The 21,106-nt window shown below is 61.9% G+C and carries 20 protein-coding genes; 12 read left to right on the top strand and 8 right to left on the bottom strand.

The window, feature by feature from the left end:
• The first annotated feature begins 177 nt into the window (after positions 1–177).
• On the top strand, positions 178–2,889 hold the full coding sequence (gene mdeB / locus GSQ77_RS21960; RefSeq protein ID WP_158904860.1) for an alpha-ketoglutarate dehydrogenase: 2,712 nt from the start codon (positions 178–180) through the stop codon (positions 2,887–2,889).
• A 141-nt stretch (positions 2,890–3,030) separates the two neighbouring features.
• Positions 3,031–3,423, top strand: a complete 393-nt coding sequence (locus GSQ77_RS21955; RefSeq protein ID WP_158904859.1) for a lysozyme inhibitor LprI family protein — start codon at positions 3,031–3,033, stop codon at positions 3,421–3,423.
• Between the two features lie 138 nt (positions 3,424–3,561).
• On the opposite strand, the gene moaC is transcribed toward GSQ77_RS21955, so the two are convergent.
• The 7 genes from moaC to GSQ77_RS21920 form a co-directional block, all read right to left on the bottom strand.
• Positions 3,562–4,089 carry a cyclic pyranopterin monophosphate synthase MoaC gene (moaC, locus tag GSQ77_RS21950; RefSeq protein ID WP_158904858.1) on the bottom strand — a complete coding sequence of 176 codons (528 nt, stop codon included), beginning with the start codon at positions 4,087–4,089 and terminating at the stop codon, positions 3,562–3,564.
• A gap of 47 nt (positions 4,090–4,136) precedes the next feature.
• Positions 4,137–4,709, bottom strand: coding sequence for a DUF2946 family protein (locus GSQ77_RS21945; RefSeq protein WP_158904857.1), 573 nt, complete (start codon positions 4,707–4,709; stop codon positions 4,137–4,139).
• Positions 4,702–5,889: a hydrolase gene (locus GSQ77_RS21940; RefSeq protein ID WP_158904856.1), complete on the bottom strand. Its 1,188-nt coding sequence runs from the start codon at positions 5,887–5,889 to the stop codon at positions 4,702–4,704. The genes GSQ77_RS21945 and GSQ77_RS21940 overlap by 8 nt, the downstream gene beginning before the upstream one ends.
• Positions 5,867–6,310 carry a nuclear transport factor 2 family protein gene (locus GSQ77_RS21935; protein ID WP_158904855.1) on the bottom strand — a complete coding sequence of 148 codons (444 nt, stop codon included), beginning with the start codon at positions 6,308–6,310 and terminating at the stop codon, positions 5,867–5,869. Before GSQ77_RS21935 ends, GSQ77_RS21940 begins: the two co-directional genes overlap by 23 nt.
• 225 nt (positions 6,311–6,535) lie before the next feature.
• Positions 6,536–7,558: a lipopolysaccharide heptosyltransferase II gene (waaF, locus tag GSQ77_RS21930; RefSeq protein WP_158904854.1), complete on the bottom strand. Its 1,023-nt coding sequence runs from the start codon at positions 7,556–7,558 to the stop codon at positions 6,536–6,538.
• Positions 7,559–7,751: 193 nt separating this feature from the next.
• Positions 7,752–7,949, bottom strand: a complete 198-nt coding sequence (locus GSQ77_RS21925) for a zinc-finger domain-containing protein (protein WP_158904853.1) — start codon at positions 7,947–7,949, stop codon at positions 7,752–7,754.
• An 11-nt stretch (positions 7,950–7,960) separates the two neighbouring features.
• Positions 7,961–8,881 carry a branched-chain amino acid transaminase gene (locus tag GSQ77_RS21920; RefSeq protein ID WP_158904852.1) on the bottom strand — a complete coding sequence of 307 codons (921 nt, stop codon included), beginning with the start codon at positions 8,879–8,881 and terminating at the stop codon, positions 7,961–7,963.
• 252 nt (positions 8,882–9,133) lie between these two features.
• Here GSQ77_RS21920 and GSQ77_RS21915 point away from each other — a divergent pair, with 252 nt between their 5' ends.
• The 9 genes from GSQ77_RS21915 (at position 9,134) to GSQ77_RS21875 (ending at position 18,067) form a co-directional block, all read left to right on the top strand.
• Positions 9,134–9,979: an AzlC family ABC transporter permease gene (locus tag GSQ77_RS21915; RefSeq protein WP_158906460.1), complete on the top strand. Its 846-nt coding sequence runs from the start codon at positions 9,134–9,136 to the stop codon at positions 9,977–9,979.
• Positions 9,976–10,299, top strand: a complete 324-nt coding sequence (locus GSQ77_RS21910; RefSeq protein WP_158904851.1) for an AzlD domain-containing protein — start codon at positions 9,976–9,978, stop codon at positions 10,297–10,299. Before GSQ77_RS21915 ends, GSQ77_RS21910 begins: the two co-directional genes overlap by 4 nt.
• A 184-nt stretch (positions 10,300–10,483) precedes the next feature.
• Positions 10,484–11,680: a phosphoglycerate kinase gene (locus GSQ77_RS21905; RefSeq protein ID WP_158904850.1), complete on the top strand. Its 1,197-nt coding sequence runs from the start codon at positions 10,484–10,486 to the stop codon at positions 11,678–11,680.
• A gap of 44 nt (positions 11,681–11,724) precedes the next feature.
• Positions 11,725–13,161: a pyruvate kinase gene (pyk, locus tag GSQ77_RS21900; RefSeq protein ID WP_158904849.1), complete on the top strand. Its 1,437-nt coding sequence runs from the start codon at positions 11,725–11,727 to the stop codon at positions 13,159–13,161.
• A gap of 36 nt (positions 13,162–13,197) precedes the next feature.
• Positions 13,198–14,262, top strand: a complete 1,065-nt coding sequence (fba, locus tag GSQ77_RS21895) for a class II fructose-bisphosphate aldolase (protein ID WP_158904848.1) — start codon at positions 13,198–13,200, stop codon at positions 14,260–14,262.
• A gap of 88 nt (positions 14,263–14,350) precedes the next feature.
• Positions 14,351–15,244 (top strand): phosphoribosylaminoimidazolesuccinocarboxamide synthase, encoded by an 894-nt coding sequence (locus GSQ77_RS21890; RefSeq protein ID WP_158904847.1) that lies wholly within the window; start codon positions 14,351–14,353, stop codon positions 15,242–15,244.
• A gap of 27 nt (positions 15,245–15,271) precedes the next feature.
• Entirely contained in the window at positions 15,272–15,805 is a 534-nt protein-coding gene (gene purE, locus GSQ77_RS21885; RefSeq protein ID WP_158904846.1) for a 5-(carboxyamino)imidazole ribonucleotide mutase, read from the top strand.
• 6 nt (positions 15,806–15,811) lie between these two features.
• Complete coding sequence (locus GSQ77_RS21880; protein ID WP_158904845.1) at positions 15,812–17,032, top strand: 5-(carboxyamino)imidazole ribonucleotide synthase; 1,221 nt, start codon at positions 15,812–15,814, stop codon at positions 17,030–17,032.
• Positions 17,033–17,041: 9 nt separating this feature from the next.
• A complete protein-coding gene (locus tag GSQ77_RS21875) occupies positions 17,042–18,067 on the top strand; it encodes an L-threonylcarbamoyladenylate synthase (protein WP_158904844.1) in 1,026 nt (341 codons plus the stop codon).
• A 147-nt stretch (positions 18,068–18,214) separates the two neighbouring features.
• Here the strand turns inward: GSQ77_RS21875 and dacB are convergent, their stop codons facing one another.
• The gene (gene dacB, locus GSQ77_RS21870; protein WP_158906458.1) at positions 18,215–19,915 is read right to left on the bottom strand and encodes a D-alanyl-D-alanine carboxypeptidase/D-alanyl-D-alanine-endopeptidase; all 1,701 of its coding nucleotides are present in this window, start codon (positions 19,913–19,915) and stop codon (positions 18,215–18,217) included.
• A 516-nt stretch (positions 19,916–20,431) separates the two neighbouring features.
• Between dacB and GSQ77_RS21865 the strand changes: the two genes are divergently transcribed.
• Entirely contained in the window at positions 20,432–21,103 is a 672-nt protein-coding gene (locus GSQ77_RS21865; protein ID WP_158904843.1) for a response regulator, read from the top strand.
• Positions 21,104–21,106: the final 3 nt, after the last annotated feature.

Raw genomic sequence — 21,106 nt, 5'->3', positions numbered from 1 at the left:
CCGCGCTTTAGCGGCGCGCTTGGCGCTGGTCCGCACAACAGCACGCGATGCCGGTTAAACTCGGGAAAGCCGCACCTCCTGCTGTGATGGTACCGATTCGACCTGCAAATAAGCACCTCATGCCAGCCCCGCGTTCTTAAAATAATGGGAACAGCGTGTTGTCCAGGAGACGTCGAAATGTCAGCTCATTACCCTCTGCAAACCCCACCCGAAGAAACCGATGCCGGCGAAACCAGCGAATGGCTGTCTGCGCTGGAGGGCGTAATCCGCGCCGAGGGAGCCGATCGCGCGCTATTCCTGCTGCAGCGTCTGGCCGAACACGCCAATCATCTTGGCGTTGGCGCCTACGTCCATCCGTACTCGCTCTATCAAAATACCATCCGGCTCGAAGAGCAGCCCCCTTACCCGGGCAACCTCGCGCTTGAGGAACGCATCACCTCGATGATTCGCTGGAACGCCTTGGCCATGGTGACGCGCGCGAATCACGCGTATGGCGATCTTGGTGGCCACATTGCCAGCTATGCGTCGGCCGCCGAAATCTTCGAAGTGGGCTTTAATCACTTCTTCAAAGCCGACACCGAGCAACAGCGCGGCGACCTCGTGTATTTTCAACCGCACTCGGCGCCCGGCGTGTACGCCCGAGCGTTCATGGAAGGCCGCATGAGCGAGTCCCAACTGGCGCGCTATCGGCAGGAAGTCGATGGCGGTGGGTTGTGCTCGTACCCGCATCCCTGGTTGATGCCCGATTTCTGGCAGTTTCCGACGGGGTCGATGGGGCTGGGACCGATCAGCGCAATCTATCAGGCGCGCTTTCTGCGCTACCTTGAACATCGCGGCATCGCGAGTACCGAAGCGCGGCATGTCTGGGGCGTATTTGGCGACGGCGAAATGGACGAGCCCGAGTCGCTGGCCGGACTCTCGCTGGCGGCCCGCGAAAACCTCGATAACCTGACCTTCGTGATCAATTGCAACCTGCAACGGCTGGACGGCCCGGTACGCGGCAATGGCCAGATCATCCAGGAGCTGGAGTCGATTTTTTCCGGGGCAGGGTGGAACGTGATCAAGGTGATCTGGGGCTCCGACTGGGATCCGCTGTTCGCGCGCGATACCCACCATGCCTTGTTGCAGCGCTTCGCCAATACCGTGGATGGTCAGTACCAGACACTGGGCGCCAATGACGGCGAGTACAACCGCGCCCATTTTTTCGATCTCGACCCGGAGCTCCAGGCGTTGGTCTCGCACATGACGCCGGCCGAAATCGATGGCCTGCGCCGCGGTGGCCACGACTTCAAAAAGCTGCATGCCGCCTTCAGCGCCGCGGCAAACCACAAAGGCCGTCCGACCGTCATTCTTGCCAAGACCAAAAAGGGTTATGGGATGGGGCTCGCCGGCGAATCGCGGATGACCGCACACCAGCAAAAGAAACTCGACGTCGAAGCGCTCAAAGCGTTTCGCGATCGCTTCGCCTTGCCGCTCGACGATGCCGCAGTGGCGGAAATGCGTTTCTACAAGCCGGCCGAAGACAGTCCCGAAGCGCGTTACCTGCAGGAGCGCCGCACCGCGCTCGGCGGTTACCTGCCGCGGCGCAACGGCCAGGCCACCCCGGTCGAGATTCCGCCGCTGGCGAGCTACGCGCAGTTTGCGCTCACCCCCGACGAACGCGAAGTTTCAACCACGACCGCTGTGGTTCGGCTGTTTACCAATCTGCTGAAAGACAAAGTGCTGGGACCACGGATTGTGCCGATCGTCGCGGACGAGGCGCGTACGTTCGGGATGGCTAACTTATTTCGCCAAGTCGGAATCTACTCGCCACTGGGCCAGTTGTACGAGCCGGAAGACGCCGGCTCGATGCTGTACTACAAGGAAGCGCGCAACGGCCAATTGCTGGAAGAGGGGATAACCGAGGCCGGCGCCATCTCGTCGTGGGTGGCGGCGGCCACCGCATATAGCGTGCACGGTACCGCCATGTTGCCGTTCTACATCTACTACTCGATGTTCGGATTTCAGCGCGTGGGCGATTTGATCTGGGCGGCAGCCGACCAGCGCGCTCGGGGCTTCCTGATCGGCGCCACGGCGGGACGTACGACACTGGGCGGCGAAGGCTTGCAGCATCAGGACGGATCCAGCCATGTGCAGGCGGCTGCGATCCCGAATTGTCGCGCCTACGATCCGGCATTCGCCAGCGAAGCCGCGGTAATCGTCGACCACGGCGCGCGGCGCATGATGCAGGAGCAGCGCGACGAATTCTATTATCTGACTGTCACCAACGAAAACTACGCGCAATCGGCGCTTGAAGCGGCGCAGCATGACGACGTGATCCGGGGCATGTATCTCTACGGCAATCGCGGCAATCGCGGCGATGGTGGCGACGGCCATGACTCGACGCAATCGGCGCAACCGGCAAGCGTGCGGCTGCTGGGTTCGGGTGCGGTCTTGCGTGAGGTGATTGCGGCGGCCGACTTGCTGGCAAACGACTGGGGCGTGCACTCGGAGATCTGGAGCGTTACCAGTTTTTCCGAGCTGGCACGTGAGGCACGCGAGGTCGAGCGCGAGGCTTTGTTTGGCACGACACCGGGAACGGTTTCGACATCTCGAGCGGTGAGCCACGTGCAGCGCTGCCTTACCGGCAATGCACCGATCATTGCGGCCACCGATTATGTGCGTGCTTATCCGCAACTGATTGCGTCGTACGTCAACGCCCCTTATACAGTGCTGGGCACCGACGGCTTCGGTCGCAGCGACACGCGCTCCGCTTTGCGCCGTTTCTTTGAGATCGACAAATACCATGTCGCCGTGGCGGCACTCGCAGCAATCGATGCAGGGTTGCACGCCGCGGCACTTGTTAAATATAAGATAAACGCCGATCAAGCAGCGCCTTGGCAGCGGTAATCGTAGAGGTGACCGCGGCGGCAGTGGCGAGGGCCAATGGGAACGGTAAAGAGAAAGGGGAATTTTTAACGCAAACTTGAAACGGGGCCCTCGATGGATTAGATTACTTAATAGGAATCCTTAATCATCGACGGGGCCGCCATGAATAATAAATCACTAGTTTGTCTTTTTGTCCTGGCTGCATGTGCCCTGACGCAAGCGCGCGCAGATGAAGCACCCGCTACGCCTCAGTTCAAAAAATGCCTCGATGCCGCGGCAGGTGTCACTGCGACGTCCGTCCAATGCATCGGCGCGGAGATCGATCGGCAAGACGCGGTACTCAATCGCAACTACAAGAAAGCGATGACGATCCTGTCGGCGGAGCGCAAGCAGTCATTGATGAAGGCGCAGCGTGCATGGCTGGCATACAGGAGCGCTCAATGCGGTTTCGAATTTGATCCGAATGGCGGAACGATGGCGCATATCATCAGTACCGATTGCGTGCGCGAGATGACGGCGGAGCGGGCCCGTTTCCTTGGAACTATCGAGCAATGATCGCGGCGAGGTCGCGCCTAGGGCGCTTGGCGCACGCATAGTGCGCAGCAGGGCCGCCAGGTTCATGAGGTGCAGGAGCCCTGTGGATGACGAGCGACTCGGGCTCCGGGCCAGGGGCGCTTGTCGATGGCGAGCGACTCAGGCTTCGGGCGGCGCCACCCAATGCCCGGACTTGCCGCCGATCTTCTCCGCCAGCCGCACTTCGGTCATCACCATCCCCCGATCGGCCGCCTTGCACATATCGTAAATCGTCAGCAATCCGATTTGCACCGCCGTGAGTGCTTCCATTTCAACGCCCGTCTGACCTATGGTTTCCGCCTGCACCGTACAGTGAACGCCGGGCAGCGCATCGTCCAATTCGAACTCGACGGCCACTCGCGTGAGCGCAAGCGGATGACACAGCGGAATCAGTTCGGCCGTACGCTTCGAAGCCTGAATCGCCGCAATTCGCGCGATGCCCAGCACATCGCCCTTTTTCGCATTGCCACCGCGGATCAATTCGAGCGTGGCCGGCAACATCCGTATGCTGCCCTTCGCAATGGCAACTCGGCGGGTCGAGGCTTTGCCGCCGACATCGACCATGTGCGCCTGCCCCGCCGCGTCGAAGTGGGTCAAAGGCGTAGCGCCAGAATGCGATTCATTCGGCAATTCAGTATCGGTGGGCATAGGGCAGAAGTCAGTTCGCTGAAGAGAAACGAGAGAGATGCATCTTATCAAGCAGGGGGCAGTTGCGCCGCGGGGCTGGCGACAAAGCCGAACCGTCGCGCTACCTCCTGCGATGCAATCGGCTCGAGCGGGAGCGCGCTTGAAGCACGCCAGAAAAACGCTCCGGGAACATCGTGCTCGGGCACGCGGGCGTGCTCGCTGAACAAATCGAGATCATGATCGTGCAACAGCGCGATGCGCCCAGCCGAGTCCGAAAACAACACCGCACCCGCGTCATCGAGCCATGCGGCGTCGGGTTCGAACGGCGCATCGGCTTGATCGGTGAGCGAGAGCGTGCCTGCATGTTCGTGCAACCGTAGCACCCACGGCGTGTAGGCCAGTTCGATATAAACGCGTTGCGGGCCGTTCTGAAAATACCAGCAGCCCCGCGCATCGGCCGCGTAGTTGCGATTGATAAAACCGAGCAAGGCGGCGTGGCGGATCGGCGTGCCGAGCGTGCCGGCCTGCTGCGCCGCCTCATCGCGCATACGCCACGCGCCACGCTTGTCGAGCGCGAGCCAGCCGGTGCACGACGGCACGTTGGGCCACTTGGCCAGGGCCAGCTTGACGCTGTCATCCATGATGGGGGCTCGCCGTGTCTGTGCGCGTCTGCGTACTATGGTCAACTCGGTGGTCCAAGCGATGGCCAACGCGATGGTTCAAGCCGTCGTGCAAGTGAGCCGCAAAAAAATCCAGTATGCGTTCGGCCAGCCAGTCGATGCGCCCGGGCAGCGGACCGGACATGAACCCGACATGACCGCCGCTGGCAGGTTGCTCCAGCGTGATCGCCGCCGACACGTCCTTGACGGACGGCAGCGACGCCGCCGGTATGAACGGATCGTTGCGAGCGTTCAGCACGAGAGTCGGGACGGTGACCGTTTGCAGCACATGTTTGGCGGATGCTCGCGACCAATAGTCGTCGGTGTCGCGATAACCGTGCAGCGGTGCGGTCACGATATTGTCGAACTGGTATAGATCGCGTGCGTCCAGCATGGCGGCGCGATCGAACAGGCCGGGAAATTGCGCCAGCTTGAGCAGCGATTTCCGCTTCAGCGTGCTTAGAAAGTTGCGCGTGTACACCAGGTTGAACCCCGCCGACAACGCCTGACCGCCGGCGCGCAGATCGAGCGGCGCGCAGGCGGACACTGCGGCCGTCACCATTCCTGCCTGCGGCCCTTGCTCGCCCAGCCAGCGCAGCAGCGCATTTCCACCGAGCGAAACGCCCGCGACCAGCAACGGCCGGCGCGGATGCAGCGCTTGCACAGTGCGCAAGATCCAGTCGATTTCGGTGCTATCGCCCGAGTGATAGAAGCGCGGCGCGAGATTCATCTCGCCGCTGCAACTGCGAAAGTGCGGTACCACGCCATGCCAGCCGCGTTGTTCGATCGCGTGGAGCAGGGCTAGCGAATAGTGGCTCTGCGCACTGCCCTCAAGCCCATGAAACAACACGACCAATGGCGCGTCGTCGGCTGCAGGCGCCCGGGCGAGCCAGTCCAGATCGATAAAATCGTGGTCGGGCGTGGCCCAGCGCACACGCTGGTAGGTGACACGCGGTTTGCGGCTCAGCAGCGCGGGAACCAGGGTTTGCAAGTGGCGCTCGGGCAACCAGAACGGCGCCCGGTAGGTGCTGGGCGGTGGCGGTCCCAATGGCGCCCCCGAAGGCGCCCCCGGTGGCCGGGCACCGCTATCCGGCGCCTCGCCGGCTATACCCGACGTGCAGGTTTGCGAGGCCGGACGATTAATGCAGGTGTCCGAGTCCATGACGCAGTTTCGCGGCGAATTGTGCGGCGGTGGCATCGGGCATCGGGCTGGCATGGATATGGGCAATGCGCCATTCGCCGCGGTCATGCACCATGACATACGTGGCGAATACCATGGTGGCCGTAGTGCTATTGCCGGTGCGATGCGCCTCGGCGATCGCATACACGACGGTGCCCAGGCTATCGTAGACGCGGATGTCGAGTGCTTCGATGGCGGCGCGCGTATTCTCGAATCGGCTCGCAAAGCCGGCCCGGATTTCATCGAGACCGTGCAGATGCGCGCCATCGGCGCGTATGCAACTGACGAACTCCTCGTCTATCCAAAGGCTCATCAAGCTATCGATGTTGCCTTCGGCGATCGACTGGTAGTAGGCCGTCAAGGTGTCGGCGGCGGCTTCGAACAGGCGGGCGAAACGAGGCATGGCACGGGTCTGCTGGCTAAGTGAGGCGGTGCGGGCGCGAGCCCGCTGGGCCGATATCGCCCTGGCGACGATGGCGCGAGGGCAACGCTTATGTCCAATCTTACTGCTTTTACGGCGCCCGGCATTCTCCAAAGCGGTCCGCCGCGGCTTAAACGAGGCCTAGACGAGGCCTAGACGAGGCCTAGACGAGGCCGCCGCAGGTGGGGCGCCGGCCGCGCAGCGCGCCTAGCGCAGCGACAGCATATCGCGCAGAGGGCCGAAAACCTGATCCGGACTCAGTTCGCGCATGCACTTGAAATGCCCCAGCGGGCACTCGCGCGCGAAACACGGGCTGCATTCGACGTGCAGCCATTGTACCTGTGCGGTGTCGGACAAAGGCGGCGTATGGCGTGGATCGCTCGATCCGTACAAGGCGACCAGTGGGCGGCGCAAGGCGGCGGCCACATGCATCAGGCCTGAGTCGTTGGTGACCACCACGGTGGCGAGCGAGATCAATGCACACGCTTCGCCCAGTGCGGTCTGGCCACACAGATTGCGCACGAATGGCGCGGCATCGACGATGGCCTGGGCCGCTGCGCCGTCCTTGGGCGAACCGAGTGCGACGATTTGCGCATAAGGAAAGGCGCGTCGGATCATATGCGCAAGCGCTGCAAAGTGCTCGGGCGGCCAGCGTTTGGCCGGGCCATATTCGGCGCCCGGGCAAAACACCACCAGCGGCACGCGGGTATCGAGCGTGAAGCGGTTGGAGACGCGCGCCGCTTCGTTCAGGTCGCTGTCCAGGCGCGGCACCGGAATCTCGTCGGACAACTCGGCGCCTGGCGTATAGGCGAGCGCGGCGTAATGGCGCGACATCGACGGGCGTTCGTCACGCGGCGGATTGGCGTGGCGCACGTTGAGCAAGCCGTAGCGGTGTTCGCCCAGATAGCCGATGCGCAAACGTATGCCGGCAAGCCAGGGAATCAGCGCGGATTTGAGCGAATTGGGCAACACGTAAGCCGCGTCGTAATTGCCGTCGCGCACATCGCTGGCCAATGCCCAGCGGTGCCACAGTTGCAGCTTTTTATGCCCGAGCCCGGTCGCAAAGACCTGGTTGATTTCCGGCATGCGCTCGAGCACCGGGGCAACCCAGGCAGGAGCGACCGCGTCGATCACGACGCGGGGGTGGAGTTTTTTCAGCAGCGCAAAGAGCGGCTGCGCCATCAGCGCATCACCGATCCAGTTCGGTGCAATCACGAGCACTCGACGCATCAGTGTGTAGATCCGAAATAGTCAATATCGACCCGCCGAAATAGCCCGCATCGACCCGCCGGTTCAACGCAGGCGGGCAGGGTAAAGTGGCTAGAGCGGCGGGGCCGGCAAACGAAAAGCGGCCCGCGTGCAGATGCTGCGGGCCGCGAACAACGAGCACCGGGTTTGTCCTGCGGGACCCGGTGCGGCAGGGTCAGTGATGACCCTTGATGACTTCACCTTCACGCAGCTTATAGCGCGTGCCGCAATACGGGCAGCGCGCCTCGCCGTGCGTGACGTCGATGAAAACACGCGGATGCGAACTCCAGCGCGCCATTTTAGGGTTCGGACAATAAACGGGCAGCTCGCTTGCAGCGACCGCAATCACTGCATCTTCTTTTACAGCGCTCATGTTTTTATCTCTCAGACCTTGGTCAGCCATTCGCCATATTTGGCGTTCTTGCCTTCGACGATCGAGAAGAACGCCGCTTGCAGCTTCTCGGTGATCGGGCCGCGCGAACCGGCGCCGATGGTGCGGTTATCGAGCTCGCGGATCGGCGTGACTTCGGCAGCGGTTCCGGTGAAGAACGCTTCGTCGGCACAGTACATTTCGTCGCGCGTGATGCGCTTTTCGATCACTTCGATGCCGTAGTCGCGTGCCAGCGTAATGATCGAGTCACGCGTGATGCCGTCCAGGCAAGACGCGAGGTCGGGCGTGTACAGCTTGCCGTTGCGCACGATAAACACGTTTTCGCCGGCGCCTTCCGACACATAACCGTCGACGTCGAGCAGCAGCGCCTCGTCGTAGCCGTCCGTGGTGGCTTCCTGGTTGGCCAGGATCGAATTGACATACCAGCCGCTAGCCTTGGCGCGCACCATCGACACGTTCACATGGTGGCGGGTGAACGACGAGGTCTTCACGCGGATGCCGCGCGCCATGCCCTCTTCGCCCAGGTAGGCGCCCCACGGCCAAGCCGCGATCGCCACGTGGATGGTGTTGCCTTTGGTCGACACGCCGAGTTTTTCCGAGCCGACCCAGACGATGGGGCGCAGATAGCACGACTCGAGCTTGTTTTCGCGGACCACGTCGAGTTGCGCCTTGGCAATCGTCGCTTGGTCGAACGGAATCACCATCTGGAAGATCTTGGCCGAATTGAACAGGCGCTGGGTATGTTCCTTCAACTTGAAAATCGCCGTACCGTTGTCGGTCTTATAGGCGCGTACGCCTTCGAAGACGCCCATGCCGTAGTGCAGCGTGTGGGTCAGGACGTGGATGTTCGCATCGCGCCAATCGATCAGCTTGCCATCCATCCAGATTTTGCCGTCGCGGTCGGCCATTGACATACAGTTCTCCTAGCGGGTGTCGGTAAAGACCAAGACCGTTATTCTAAATCAGCCGCCACACAACCGGTAGTGAAGGGTGCAAATGATGCATGCGGCATGCCCCGGGCGTGTGCACGCTGCACGCCGCTAAAACTATCATAACCTGCGGTAAACCCTGCTCTTTGCACCAGTCTAGAGCGGTATACTTACAATATCCTTCCGCGCGGCCGGAGCATGGCCGCCAGGCACCTCGTGTGCCACACTTTTTTTGTCATGCTCAATCGTCTGTCTGAAACGAACCGCCGCGCCTTCCTCGAAGGCGTAAAAGCCTACTCGCCCACCTTGCCCGCGATGCTTTCCTGGGGGCTGGTCACCGGAATTGCGATGAGCAAATCGGTGCTCACGCTACCCCAGTCTGTGGGCATGTCGCTGCTGGTCTACGCCGGCTCGTCGCAACTGGCCGTGCTGCCGCTGCTGGCGGCCAAATTGCCGATCTGGACCATATTGCTGACCGCCGCGATGGTCAATACCCGATTCGTCATTTTCAGCGCCGGCCTGGCGCCGCATTTTTCGTATCTGGGTTTCTGGCGGCGCACGTTGCTAGGTTTTTTCAACGGCGACATCATCTATTTGTTATTTTTGCGGCGTAATTTCAAACCGGGGTATGAACCGGGTAAAGAGGCGTTCTTCCTGGGCATGGCGACGCTCGCCTGGGTGTGCTGGCAAGCGTCGTCCATCGTCGGCATCGTGCTTGCCAGCTTGTTCCCCGATAGCTGGGGGTTGGATCTGGCCGGCACACTCGCGCTGATTCCGATCATGGTTTCTGCGATCACGAGCCGCTCGGTGGTGGTGGCGTTTGTCGTCGCGTCGGTGGTGGCGTTGCTGACCTTCTCGCTGCCGTACCGGCTCGGCTTGCCGGTGGCGGTGCTCGCGGCGTTGATCGGGGGCATGAGCAGCGATGCGTTGATCGAGCGCGCAGATTTGCGGCGAATCCGCCGCCGCGGGGTCTCGGAACTGCCGGATTCAAAAGCCGAGCCGAAAATCGATTTGAAAGCGGATTTGAAGTCCGATGCCGATGCTGTCACCGATGCGACCAGAGTGACCGGGGGGCAGCGATGAGCACGCAGGCTATCTGGATCCTGATTATCGGCATGACGGCGGTCACTAGCGTCACCCGGGCATTTTTCCTGTTTGGCGGGGAACGCGTCAACCTGCCCGAGCGCGTGCAACGCGCGTTGCGCTATGCGCCCGCTGCGGCCTTGGCGGCCGTGGTGATTCCCGATGTACTGTGGTGGCACAACCAGTTATCGTTCTCGTGGCGCAACTATCAATTGGTGGCCGCCACGGCGGGGCTGTTGTGGTTCGTCTGGCGGCGCAGCATGATAGAAACCATAGGCGTGGGCATGTTGACCTTTACCGTGCTGCGTTTGTGGGCCTGAGGCGCACGCGCCGCACACAATCGGTCTCAGACCCCCTCCTATCGGTTAAAATAGCCGGCTAATAAGCTGTTTTCCGCAGAAAGCGCGCTACGCTGCTACCTGTGGATCTGACCCGGCGCGCACCAGCGCGCTTTATCCAATTTAGTCAATTTACTCGACGCCCTCGCACCCATCGTACTCATCCATGACCCAAGTTCTCCGTCTTTCCGATCTCATCGCCGCAGGAAAACTTGCCGGCAAACGTGTTTTCATCCGCGCAGATCTGAACGTACCGCAGGACGATGACGGGAAAATAACCGAAGATACCCGCATTCGCGCATCGGTCCCGGCGATTCTGCAGGCGCTGGATGCAGGCGCCGCGGTGATGGTGACCTCGCACTTGGGACGCCCGACCGAAGGCGCGTTCAAGCCTGAAGACACGCTGGCTCCGGTGGCCGAGCGCCTGGCCGAAATACTCGGGCGGCCGGTACCGCTGATTCAGCACTGGGTGGAAAACGGCGTGGACGTGAAGCCCGGACAAGTCGTGCTGCTCGAAAATTGCCGCGTCAATCCGGGCGAAAAGAAGAATTCGGACGAATTGGCCCGCAAGATGGCGGCGCTTTGCGATGTTTACGTCAACGATGCATTCGGCACCGCACATCGCGCCGAAGCCACTACCTACGGCATTGCCAAATACGCATCGGTTGCCTGCGCCGGTCCCTTGCTGGCGGCCGAGCTCGACGCGCTGGGCCGCGCGCTGGACGCGCCGAAGCGCCCGCTGGTGGCGATCGTCGCGGGCTCCAAGGTGTCGACCAAGCTGACTATCCTGACCTCGCTGGCCGACAAGGTCGACCAACTGATCGTCGGTGGCGGCATCGCCAATACCTTCATGCTGGCCGCCGGTTTGAAAATCGGCCGCTCGCTGGCCGAGCCCGATTTGTTGGCGCAAGCGGTGACCATCATCGAGATCATGAAAAAGCGCGGCGCCTCGGTGCCGATTCCGGTGGACGTCGTGACCGCCAAGGAGTTCAGCGCCAGCGCTGCCGCTGAAGTCAAAGACGTGGCGGACGTGGCCGACGACGACATGATTCTCGATATCGGTCCGCGCACTGCGCAAATGCTGGCCGAGCAGATCGGCCGTGCCGGCACGGTGGTCTGGAACGGCCCGGTCGGCGTGTTCGAAATCGAGGCATTCAGCCACGGCACGCGCACACTGGCTAACGCGATCGCCCAATCGCCGGCGTACTCGATTGCCGGCGGCGGCGACACGCTGGCCGCGATCGAAAAGTATCAGCTCGCTTCTCAGATCGACTACATCTCGACGGGCGGCGGCGCGTTTCTGGAATTTTTGGAAGGCAAGACGTTGCCGGCAGTAGAGGCATTAGCGTCGCGGGCTGGGTAAATGTAGACCGCGTCCCCGAGTGCAGCACCATCGAAGAGGACTTTATGCATCGAGCTACCAAAATAGTCGCAACCATCGGCCCCGCGTCCAGTTCGCCCGAGATCCTTGCGAAAATGATTGCGGCGGGCCTGGACGTGGTGCGCATGAATTTCTCGCACGGCACGGCCGACGACCACCGCCAGAGGGCCGAGCGGGTTCGTCAGGCTGCGCGTGAAGCCGGACGCGAAATCGCTTTGATGGCCGATCTGCAGGGTCCGAAAATCCGCGTGGGCAAGTTCGAGAACGGCAAGATCCAACTCGAAGCGGGCGCCTCGTTCATACTCGATGCAAGCTGCGAATTGGGCAACGAGAGCCGCTCCGGGCTCGATTACAAGGACCTGCCGCGCGACTTGAAAGCGGGCGATGTACTGCTGCTCAACGACGGCTTGATCGTGTTGACGGTGATGCGGGTGGTGGGCGAAGAGATCCACACGGTGGTCAAGGTGGGCGGCGAGTTGTCCAATAACAAGGGCATCAACCGCCAGGGCGGGGGCTTGACGGCTTCAGCGCTGACCTCCAAGGATATGGAAGATATCCGCATCGCCATGGAAATCGGCGTCGACTATGTCGCCGTGTCGTTCCCGAAAACCGCTACCGATATGGAAATGGCGCGCCAGTTGGCCAATATCGCCGGCCAGCCTTACGGGCTGCGCCCGCGCATGATCGCCAAAATCGAGCGTGCCGAAGCCATTCCGGCGCTGCAGGAAATCCTCGACGCCTCGGACGGTATCATGGTGGCGCGTGGCGACTTGGCCGTGGAAGTCGGCAACGCGGCCGTGCCGGCCTTGCAAAAGCGCATGATCCGCATGGCGCGCGACTCGAACAAACTGGTGATCACCGCCACGCAGATGATGGAGTCGATGATCCATGCACCGGTGCCGACGCGGGCGGAAGTCTCGGACGTGGCGAACGCGGTGCTCGATGGTACGGACGCCGTGATGCTGTCCGCCGAAACCGCTTCCGGCAAATATCCGGTCGAAACCATCGAAACGATGGCTGCGATCTGCCTGGAAGCCGAGAAATCCGAAGAGGTCGAGCTGGATACCGATTTTCTCGACCGCAAATTCTCGCGTATCGATCAGTCGATTGCGATGGGCGCGTTGTTCACGTCGCACCACCTCGGCGCGAAGGCGATCGTGGCATTGACCGAGTCCGGCGCGACCGCATTGTGGATGAGCCGCTTGTGGACCCATGTGCCGATCTACGCGCTCACCGCGCGCCTGGGCAGCCAGCGTGCGATGGCGCTGTACCGCAATGTCACGCCTTTGCCTGCCGAAAGCAGCGACGATCGCGACACAGCATTGCAACAAGCGCTCGATGTGCTGGTCGAACGCAATCTGGTGGCGCATGGCGACACCGTGGTGCTGACTGTCGGGGAGCCCATGGGCCAAGCCGGCGGCACCAATACGCTGAAAATCGTGAAGGTCGGCGAGCCGGTCTGAGCCAAAAAGAAATTTATTGTCTAAAGGAGCTACACCATGCCTCTCGTTTCGATGCGTCAACTGCTGGACCATGCCGCCGAGCATGGCTATGGCTTGCCTGCATTCAACGTCAACAACCTGGAACAAGTGCAGGCCATCATGACGGCTGCCGATCAGGTCAACGCACCGGTCATCATGCAAGCATCGGCCGGCGCTCGCAAATATGCCGGCGAGGCGTTCCTGCGGCACCTGATCGAGGCAGCAGTAGAGATGTATCCGCACATTCCGGTGGTGATGCACCAGGATCACGGCCAGTCGCCGGCGGTTTGCCTTGCAGCGATTCGCAGCGGCTTTACCAGCGTGATGATGGACGGCTCGCTCGAAGAAGACGGCAAGAGCATTGCCAGCTATGACTACAACGTCAATGTGTCGCGCCAGGTCGTCGATCTTTCGCACGCCATCGGTGTGACGGTCGAGGCCGAACTTGGTTGCCTCGGTTCGCTCGAAACGATGAAGGGCGACAAGGAGGACGGACACGGCGCCGACGGTACGCTCACGCGCGAACAGTTGCTGACCGACCCGGAACAGGCCGCCGATTTCGTCAACGCGACCCAGTGCGACGCGCTCGCGATCGCGATCGGCACTTCGCACGGTGCGTACAAATTCACCAAGAAGCCGACGGGCGACATTCTCGCAATCGACCGTATCAAGGAAATCCATCGTCGCATTCCGAATACCCATTTGGTGATGCACGGCTCGTCGTCGGTGCCGCAGGAATTGCTCGCCGAGATCCGCGAATTTGGCGGCGACATGAAAGAAACCTATGGCGTGCCACTCGAAGAAATCCAGGAAGGCATCAAGCATGGCGTGCGCAAGATCAATATCGATACCGATTTGCGCTTGGCCATCACCGGTGCGATCCGTCGTTTCTTCGTCGAAAACCCCGGCAAGTTCGATCCGCGCGAATACCTGAAGCCGGCTCGCGAAGCCGCCATGCAAATGTGCAAGAGCCGCTACCTGGCGTTCGGTTGCGAAGGCATGGCGTCCAAGATCGATCCGCTGCCGCTCGACAAAATTGCCGAGAAGTACAAAAAAGGCGCATTGCGCCAGATCGTCCAGTAATTACAGTAAATGCGGGCCTCGCCGCCTGTAGTGCATCTGCAGCTCCCGCATGGTGCGGGAGTTGCCCTTTTTAAGAAAGAAGCCGCCGATGTCCTCGACCCTTTACGAATCCACGCTGCACTCGCTCAAACTCCTGGGACGCGGCAAAGTCCGCGATAACTACGCGGTTGGCGACGATAAATTGCTGATTGTCACGACCGACCGCCTCTCGGCGTTCGACGTCGTGATGGGCGAACCCATTCCGGCCAAGGGGCGGGTATTGAACCAGATGGCCAATTTCTGGTTCGAGAAGCTCGGCGATCTCGTGCCGAATCATCTGACCGGCATTGCGCCGGAAAGCGTCGTGGCCGCGGACGAAGTGCCGCAAGTGGCTGGGCGCGCGGTGGTGGTCAAGCGCCTGGAGCCGATTCTCGTCGAGGCTGTGGTGCGCGGCTATCTGGCCGGCAGCGGCTGGAAAGACTATCAGGCCAGCGGTTCGGTGTGCGGCGTCGCGTTGCCGCCGGGGCTGCAGAATGCGCAAAAGCTGCCCGAGCCGATTTTCACGCCGGCGGCAAAAGCGGAAATGGGCCACCATGACGAAAACATCACGTACGCGCAAATGGAGTCGCGCATCGGCACGGAACTCTCCGCCACGATACGCGAGATCAGCATCAAGCTTTACGAGCGGGCCGCCGAATATGCGGCTACGCGCGGCATCATCATCGCCGACACCAAATTCGAATTCGGACTCGACGACAAGGGCGAGCTGTATCTGATGGATGAAATACTGACGGCAGACTCGTCGCGTTTCTGGCCCGCGGACGGCTATCAGGTCGGCAGCAACCCACCGTCATTCGACAAACAGTTCGTGCGCGACTGGCTCGAAACGCAGCCGTGGGACAAGACGGCTCCGGCGCCGGCGTTGCCCGCCGAAGTGGTCGAGCGCACCGCGGCGAAATACCGCGAAGCGCTTGAGCGCCTGACAGGCCAGGCCTTGCAATAACCGATGACTGACGCGATGAGTGATGCAATGAGCCAGCCTACTGAAGAGAGCAACCGCCCGAGCAACGCCACGTCTGCGGCACCGGTGATCGGCGTCGTGATGGGATCCAGTTCCGATTGGGACGTGATGCAGCACGCGGTTGCGATCCTGCGCGAATTCGAAGTGCCGTTCGAGGCGCAGGTGGTGTCCGCGCACCGCATGCCCGATGAGTTGTTCACGTATGCGCAGAATGCGCGCACCCGCGGCCTTCGCGCGATTATCGCGGGCGCCGGCGGTGCGGCCCACTTGCCTGGCATGCTGGCGGCCAAGACACCGGTGCCGGTGTTGGGCGTGCCAGTACCGAGCAAATATCTGAAGGGCGTCGATTCGCTGCATTCGATCGTGCAAATGCCCAAGGGCATTCCGGTTGCCACCTTCGCGATCGGCGAAGCGGGCGCGGCCAATGCCGCCTTGTTTGCGATCGCGTTGCTGGCCGCCCACTCGACTGAACTCGCGCAGCGCCTCGACGCATTTCGCGCGCGCCAAAGCGACGTCGCACGAGCGATGACGCTGCCACTCTGAATCACGATGAACACTGAATCTTCAACACTTACACCGATACTGCCGGGCTCTTGGCTGGGCATGCTAGGCGGCGGTCAACTCGGCCGCATGTTCTGTTTTGCCGCGCAGGCGCTCGGCTACCGCGTTGCGGTGCTGGACCCGGACGAAACCAGCCCGGCGGGCGCGGTGGCCGACCGGCATATCCGCGCCGCTTACACCGACGAAAACGCGTTGACCGAACTGGCGCGCCTGTGCGCGGCCGTGTCGACCGAGTTTGAAAATGTCCCGGCGCGCAGTCTCGATTTCCTGGGGCGCACGATACCGGTGAGCCCGTCTGGACGGTGCGTCGCCATCGCCCAGGATAGGCTGGCGGAGAAGCAATTTATCCGCTCGTGCGGCGTACCTGTGGCGCCGCATCTGGCACTCGAATCGCGTGAGGCGCTCGATGCGTTGAGCGATGACGCCTTGCAAGCGGTGCTGCCCGGTATCCTGAAAACAGCTCGACTCGGTTACGACGGCAAAGGTCAGATCAGTGTCGCGACGGTGGCGCAGGTGCGCGAGGCGCATGCGTCGCTGGGGCATGTCGCGTGCGTGCTCGAAAAGCGCTTGGCGCTGGCCTTTGAGGTGTCCGCACTGGTGGCACGTGGCGCCGATGGGCGTGCGCAGGTTTATCCGCTGGCGCAGAACAGCCACGTCGACGGCATCCTCGCTCAAACCGTTGTGCCGGCTCCCGATGCGCCCGCCGCTTTGGTCGAGCAGGCGCAGAGCGCAGCGCTCGCGATTGCCGAGGCGCTCGGTTATGTCGGGGTGCTGTGCATCGAATTTTTCGTGCTTCAGGACGGCACGCTGGTGGCCAACGAAATGGCGCCACGTCCGCATAATTCCGGGCATTACACGATCGATGCCTGCGCGACCAGTCAGTTCGAACAGCAGGTGAGGGCGATGGCCCGCCTGCCGCTGGGCGACCCGCGTCAGCATTCGCCGGCGGTGATGCTCAATATACTGGGCGACGTCTGGTTTGACGGTGACCGCGGCGACCAGCCCATTCGCCCGGCCTGGGATCAGGTGCTGGCCTTGGCGTCTGCGCGCCTGCATTTGTATGGCAAGGAAGACGCGCGCGTGGGCCGCAAGATGGGGCACATCACGCTGGCCGCCACCAGCCTCGAAGAGGCGCAGGCCGCGGCTGCGCAATGCACACGCATTTTGCGTTTGCCCGTGCTGCCTGTGCCCACGCTTCCCACAGTCTAAGGTGCGGCGATGACAGCTCCGCGCGCACCGCTAGTCACCTCGCCGTCGGCGAGCGAGATCGCGCATGCGGCGGCGCGGCTCGAAGCCGGCGAGCTGGTCGCGTTCCCGACTGAGACTGTTTATGGCTTGGGTGGCGATGCTGAAAACGCCCAGGCTATTGCACGTATCTACGCCGCCAAAGGGCGGCCGGCGAATCATCCGGTGATCGTGCATTTGAGTCCGACGGCCGACCCCGCTTACTGGGTGCGCGAGCTAACGCCCGATGCGCAGCGCCTGATCGCCGCCTTCTGGCCCGGGCCCCTGACACTGATACTGAAACGTGCGGCACATATTCCCGAAGCGGTCAGCGGCGGTCAGGATTCGGTCGGCTTGCGTTGTCCGTCGCACCCGGTCGCACAAGCGTTGCTCGAAGCCTTCAAAGGCGGCAGGGGCGGCGTGGCTGCCCCATCGGCGAATCGTTTTGGACGGGTTAGCCCGACCACCGCACAGCATGTGCGCGAAGAATTCGGTGAGACGGTCGAGGTGCTCGACGGTGGCCCGTGCGAGGTAGGCATCGAATCGACCATCGTGGATTTATCGCGTGGCTTTGCCGCATTGCTGCGGCCCGGCCATGTGAGCGCGCAGCAGATCGCGGACGTGCTCGGTGTGGCGCCGCGCCTGCCCGATGGCAGCGATGCGACGGCGCCGCGTGCGTCTGGCACGCTCAAAGCGCATTACGCTCCGAACACGCCACTTGCCTTGCTTAGCTTCGAGGAGATTGCGCAGGCGCTGGCATCGCTGCAGTCGGGCGAACGCGTGGCCGTGGTCGCACGTGCGTCCCGGGCGCCGCATCTGGAGGATTTGCCGGGCATACAATTTATCGCGGCGCCTGATAATCCGCTGCATTACGCGCGCGATTTGTACAGTTTGCTGCGCGGATTGGATCGCGCGTCGGTGCAACGTATTTTCGTCGAGCGTTTGCCTGCTGGCCCTGAATGGGCGGCAGTGAACGATAGATTGGGGCGCGCGGCCGCGGCGTTTTTGTCCGACCAGTAAGTTTGGTCGGCAAGCAGGTGCACGTGCTTGCTCGCCGCGTTGATGTTGGCCGGTGCCGTACTTCAACTACACCGCCCTGCATCGGCGCCGTATTCCAACGGCACCGCCCTTCTACGGCGCCGTCTTCCCGCCGCAACGTTCCAAAAATCAGTGCGGCTGCAACACAGGCACGGGCGCTGCGTTCAGCTTAGGCTGCGTGTCGGCTTCCAGTCTGGGCTCTGCGACCCCATTCGGCTTGGGCTCTGCACTGACATTCAACCTGGACTCGCCAACCGTTTTCAAATTGGCGTCGACGACCATGTTTCTGGCATCCCCATTTTTGTCGAGTACCGAACGCGTCGGCGGATCGCGTAGCGGCGCCTCCTGATATACCCATTCCAACAGTGCATCATGGGCTTCGCGCGCGCCTTCCGCACGCGGATCGTTGATAAAACTGACGACGATATAGCCATCGCCGTTGGCCGCGCCGACATAGCCGGCAATGGCCCTCACATCGCGCAAGGTACCGGTCTTGATATGAGCGTTGCCGCCCACTGCCGCATTCGTGAGACGCCGGCGCATCGTGCCGTCCACACCGGCAATCGGTAGCGAATCGATATAGGCTTGCGCGACCGGGCTGGAATTGGCCACTTGCAGCAATTGTGCGAGTGAGGCGGCGCTGATTTTTTCTTCGCGCGACAGGCCGGAGCCGTTCTCGAGCACCAATTCAGGCATATCCAAGCCTAAGCGATGCAAAAACTGTTCGATCTGCAGCCGCGATTCGGACAGCGTCGCCGGTGGCTGGCCGGCGATTTCGCCGATAGACAGGAACAGGTTGCGCGCCATGACATTGTTACTGAACTTGTTGATGTCATGCACGATATCCGACAGCACGGGGCCTCGGTGCACCGCGACTTCGCGGGCGCTCGCCGGTGTCAGGCCTTCGCGCACGGTGCCTTGGAAGCTGCCGCCGGTCTGTTTCCACAGTGCCAGAAAGCCATCGGCAAAAAACGCCGTATGGTCGAGTGCCGCAAGGGTGTCCACCCGATCGCCACAACTGAGCGGATACTTGCCGCTGAACACGGCCTGTGCGCTGCCGTCCGCGTTCTGCGTAACCACGGGCGTTACCAGCACCCCGGTACAGCGTCCGCGCGTGGCTTGCAGGCCGTTGATGATCTTCAGGTTATCAAGCGGCGGCGTGAGATCGATGGCGATCTGTTTGCCATGGTCTGGCGAGAGCGTGAACGACAGCGATTTGAACGCGTAGAGCAGTGGGTCGGGACCGACGTTATAGGGCGCCAATGCGTCGTCGTCGAACGGGCTCGCATCGCGCGTCGAGACATCGAAGAAATGTTTGTCCAGCACCAGCGCGCCGTCGATGTCAGTGATGCCCGCGGCATGGATTTTCTGCACCAGATCAATCAACTCTTCCGGAACCAGCTTGGGGTCGCCCGTTCCGACGATGTACAGGTTGCCGTGGAGCACGCCGTTACTGACCGTGCCATCGGCGTACGCGCTGGTTTTCCAGCGGTAATCGGGACCCAGCAGCGACAGGCCCGAGAACGTGGTCACCAGCTTCATCGTCGATGCCGGACTCATCGGACGCTGCGCATTGAGCTCCAGCACCGGCACTTTGCTGCCGACCTTTTCGACAATTACGCTGAAGTTGTCCAGCGGGATGTGGGCGCGTGCCAGCGCCAGCGCCACGGTCGGCGGCAGGTTGCTGGCCGGCACGACCACTTCGGCCTCATGTTTGGGCGCGACGTGGCGATGCAGTACCGGACGCCCACGCCCCGGTTCTTTGTGAGCGGTGGTGGCGAAGCTGGCGCTCGCGAGCAGCATGAGCGCCACACCGGCACACCGCCGCATCAGGTCTGTGCCCAGGTACGAACTGGTGCGCGATCGTGCGTGCGGATGCGGGAGGGCACGCAGATGCAAGCCAGAAGGCCAATGAGCGAGCGAATGATGGAGCGACTGATCAAGCGACGGAGCGAGCAAACTGGTGGGTGAATGACCGAGGTTACGGGAGGGGGCGATTGCCGCGACACGACGACGTGTTGCGAAAAATCTGAAGCGATATGAAGACAATGAGAACATGTAGGCAAAAAAGGGGCTTGCAAGGGGCGCGCCGCAGTGCGTGACGCCATAGATCGAATGGCCTCATTGTAGAGATAAAATAGGTCGTTGCGAAAAACGTTACGTCCGCAAGCCTTCCGTAAGTACGAGGTGTTGCTTTGTAAGCGATGCTCGCGCGGGCGTGGCAATTCACTCGAAGTGTGTTTGCTGATTTTGAAGACGCGATGTCGTGACCTTATGCCGTGCCCTTGTGCAGTCACTGAGTGCTGCGCCGCACCTAATTGAGCCTTTGAGTCGGGAACGCTTTCCATGCGTATTTTATTAGTCGAAGATGATCGGATGATTGCCGAAGCCGTACGCAAAGGCTTGCGCGGCGAAGGCTGGGCCGTCGATTGGGTCGGCGATGGCGCGGCCGCATTGGCGGCGGTGGCCGCGGCGGCCGAGCAGGCCTACGATCTGGTCCTGCTCGACCTGGGCCTGCCCAAGCGCGACGGGCTCGAGGTTTTGCGCGCCCTGCGTGGGCTCGGTCATCATGTGCCGGTGCTGATCCTGACCGCGCGCGACGCGGTGGCCGATCGCATCAAAGGACTGGACGCCGGCGCCGACGACTATCTGGTCAAGCCTTTTGATCTCGATGAACTGGCTGCCCGCATGCGTGCGCTATTGCGGCGCCAGGCCGGGCGCAGCAGTTCGCTGATCCAGCACGGGCCGATCACACTCGACCCCACCACCCACGAGGTGACGCTGGCCGGCGCGCCGGTGGCGCTCTCTGCGCGCGAATTCGCTTTGCTCGAAGCGCTGCTCGCTCGCCCGGGCGCGGTATTGTCGAAAGCTCAGCTCGAAGAAAAAATGTACGGCTGGGGCGAAGAGATCGGCAGCAATACTGTCGAAGTGTATGTTCATGCGCTACGCAAGAAGCTAGGCGCCGAAAGCATCCGCAATGTGCGTGGGCTCGGTTATACCCTCGTCAAGGAGCTGTAAAGG

The sequence above is a fragment of the Burkholderia sp. L27(2015) genome (genome assembly GCF_009765705.1).
Taxonomy (GTDB): domain Bacteria; phylum Pseudomonadota; class Gammaproteobacteria; order Burkholderiales; family Burkholderiaceae; genus LMUX01.
Note: the sequence above shows the minus strand (reverse complement) of the source record. Positions and strands in the feature narration are given on the sequence as shown.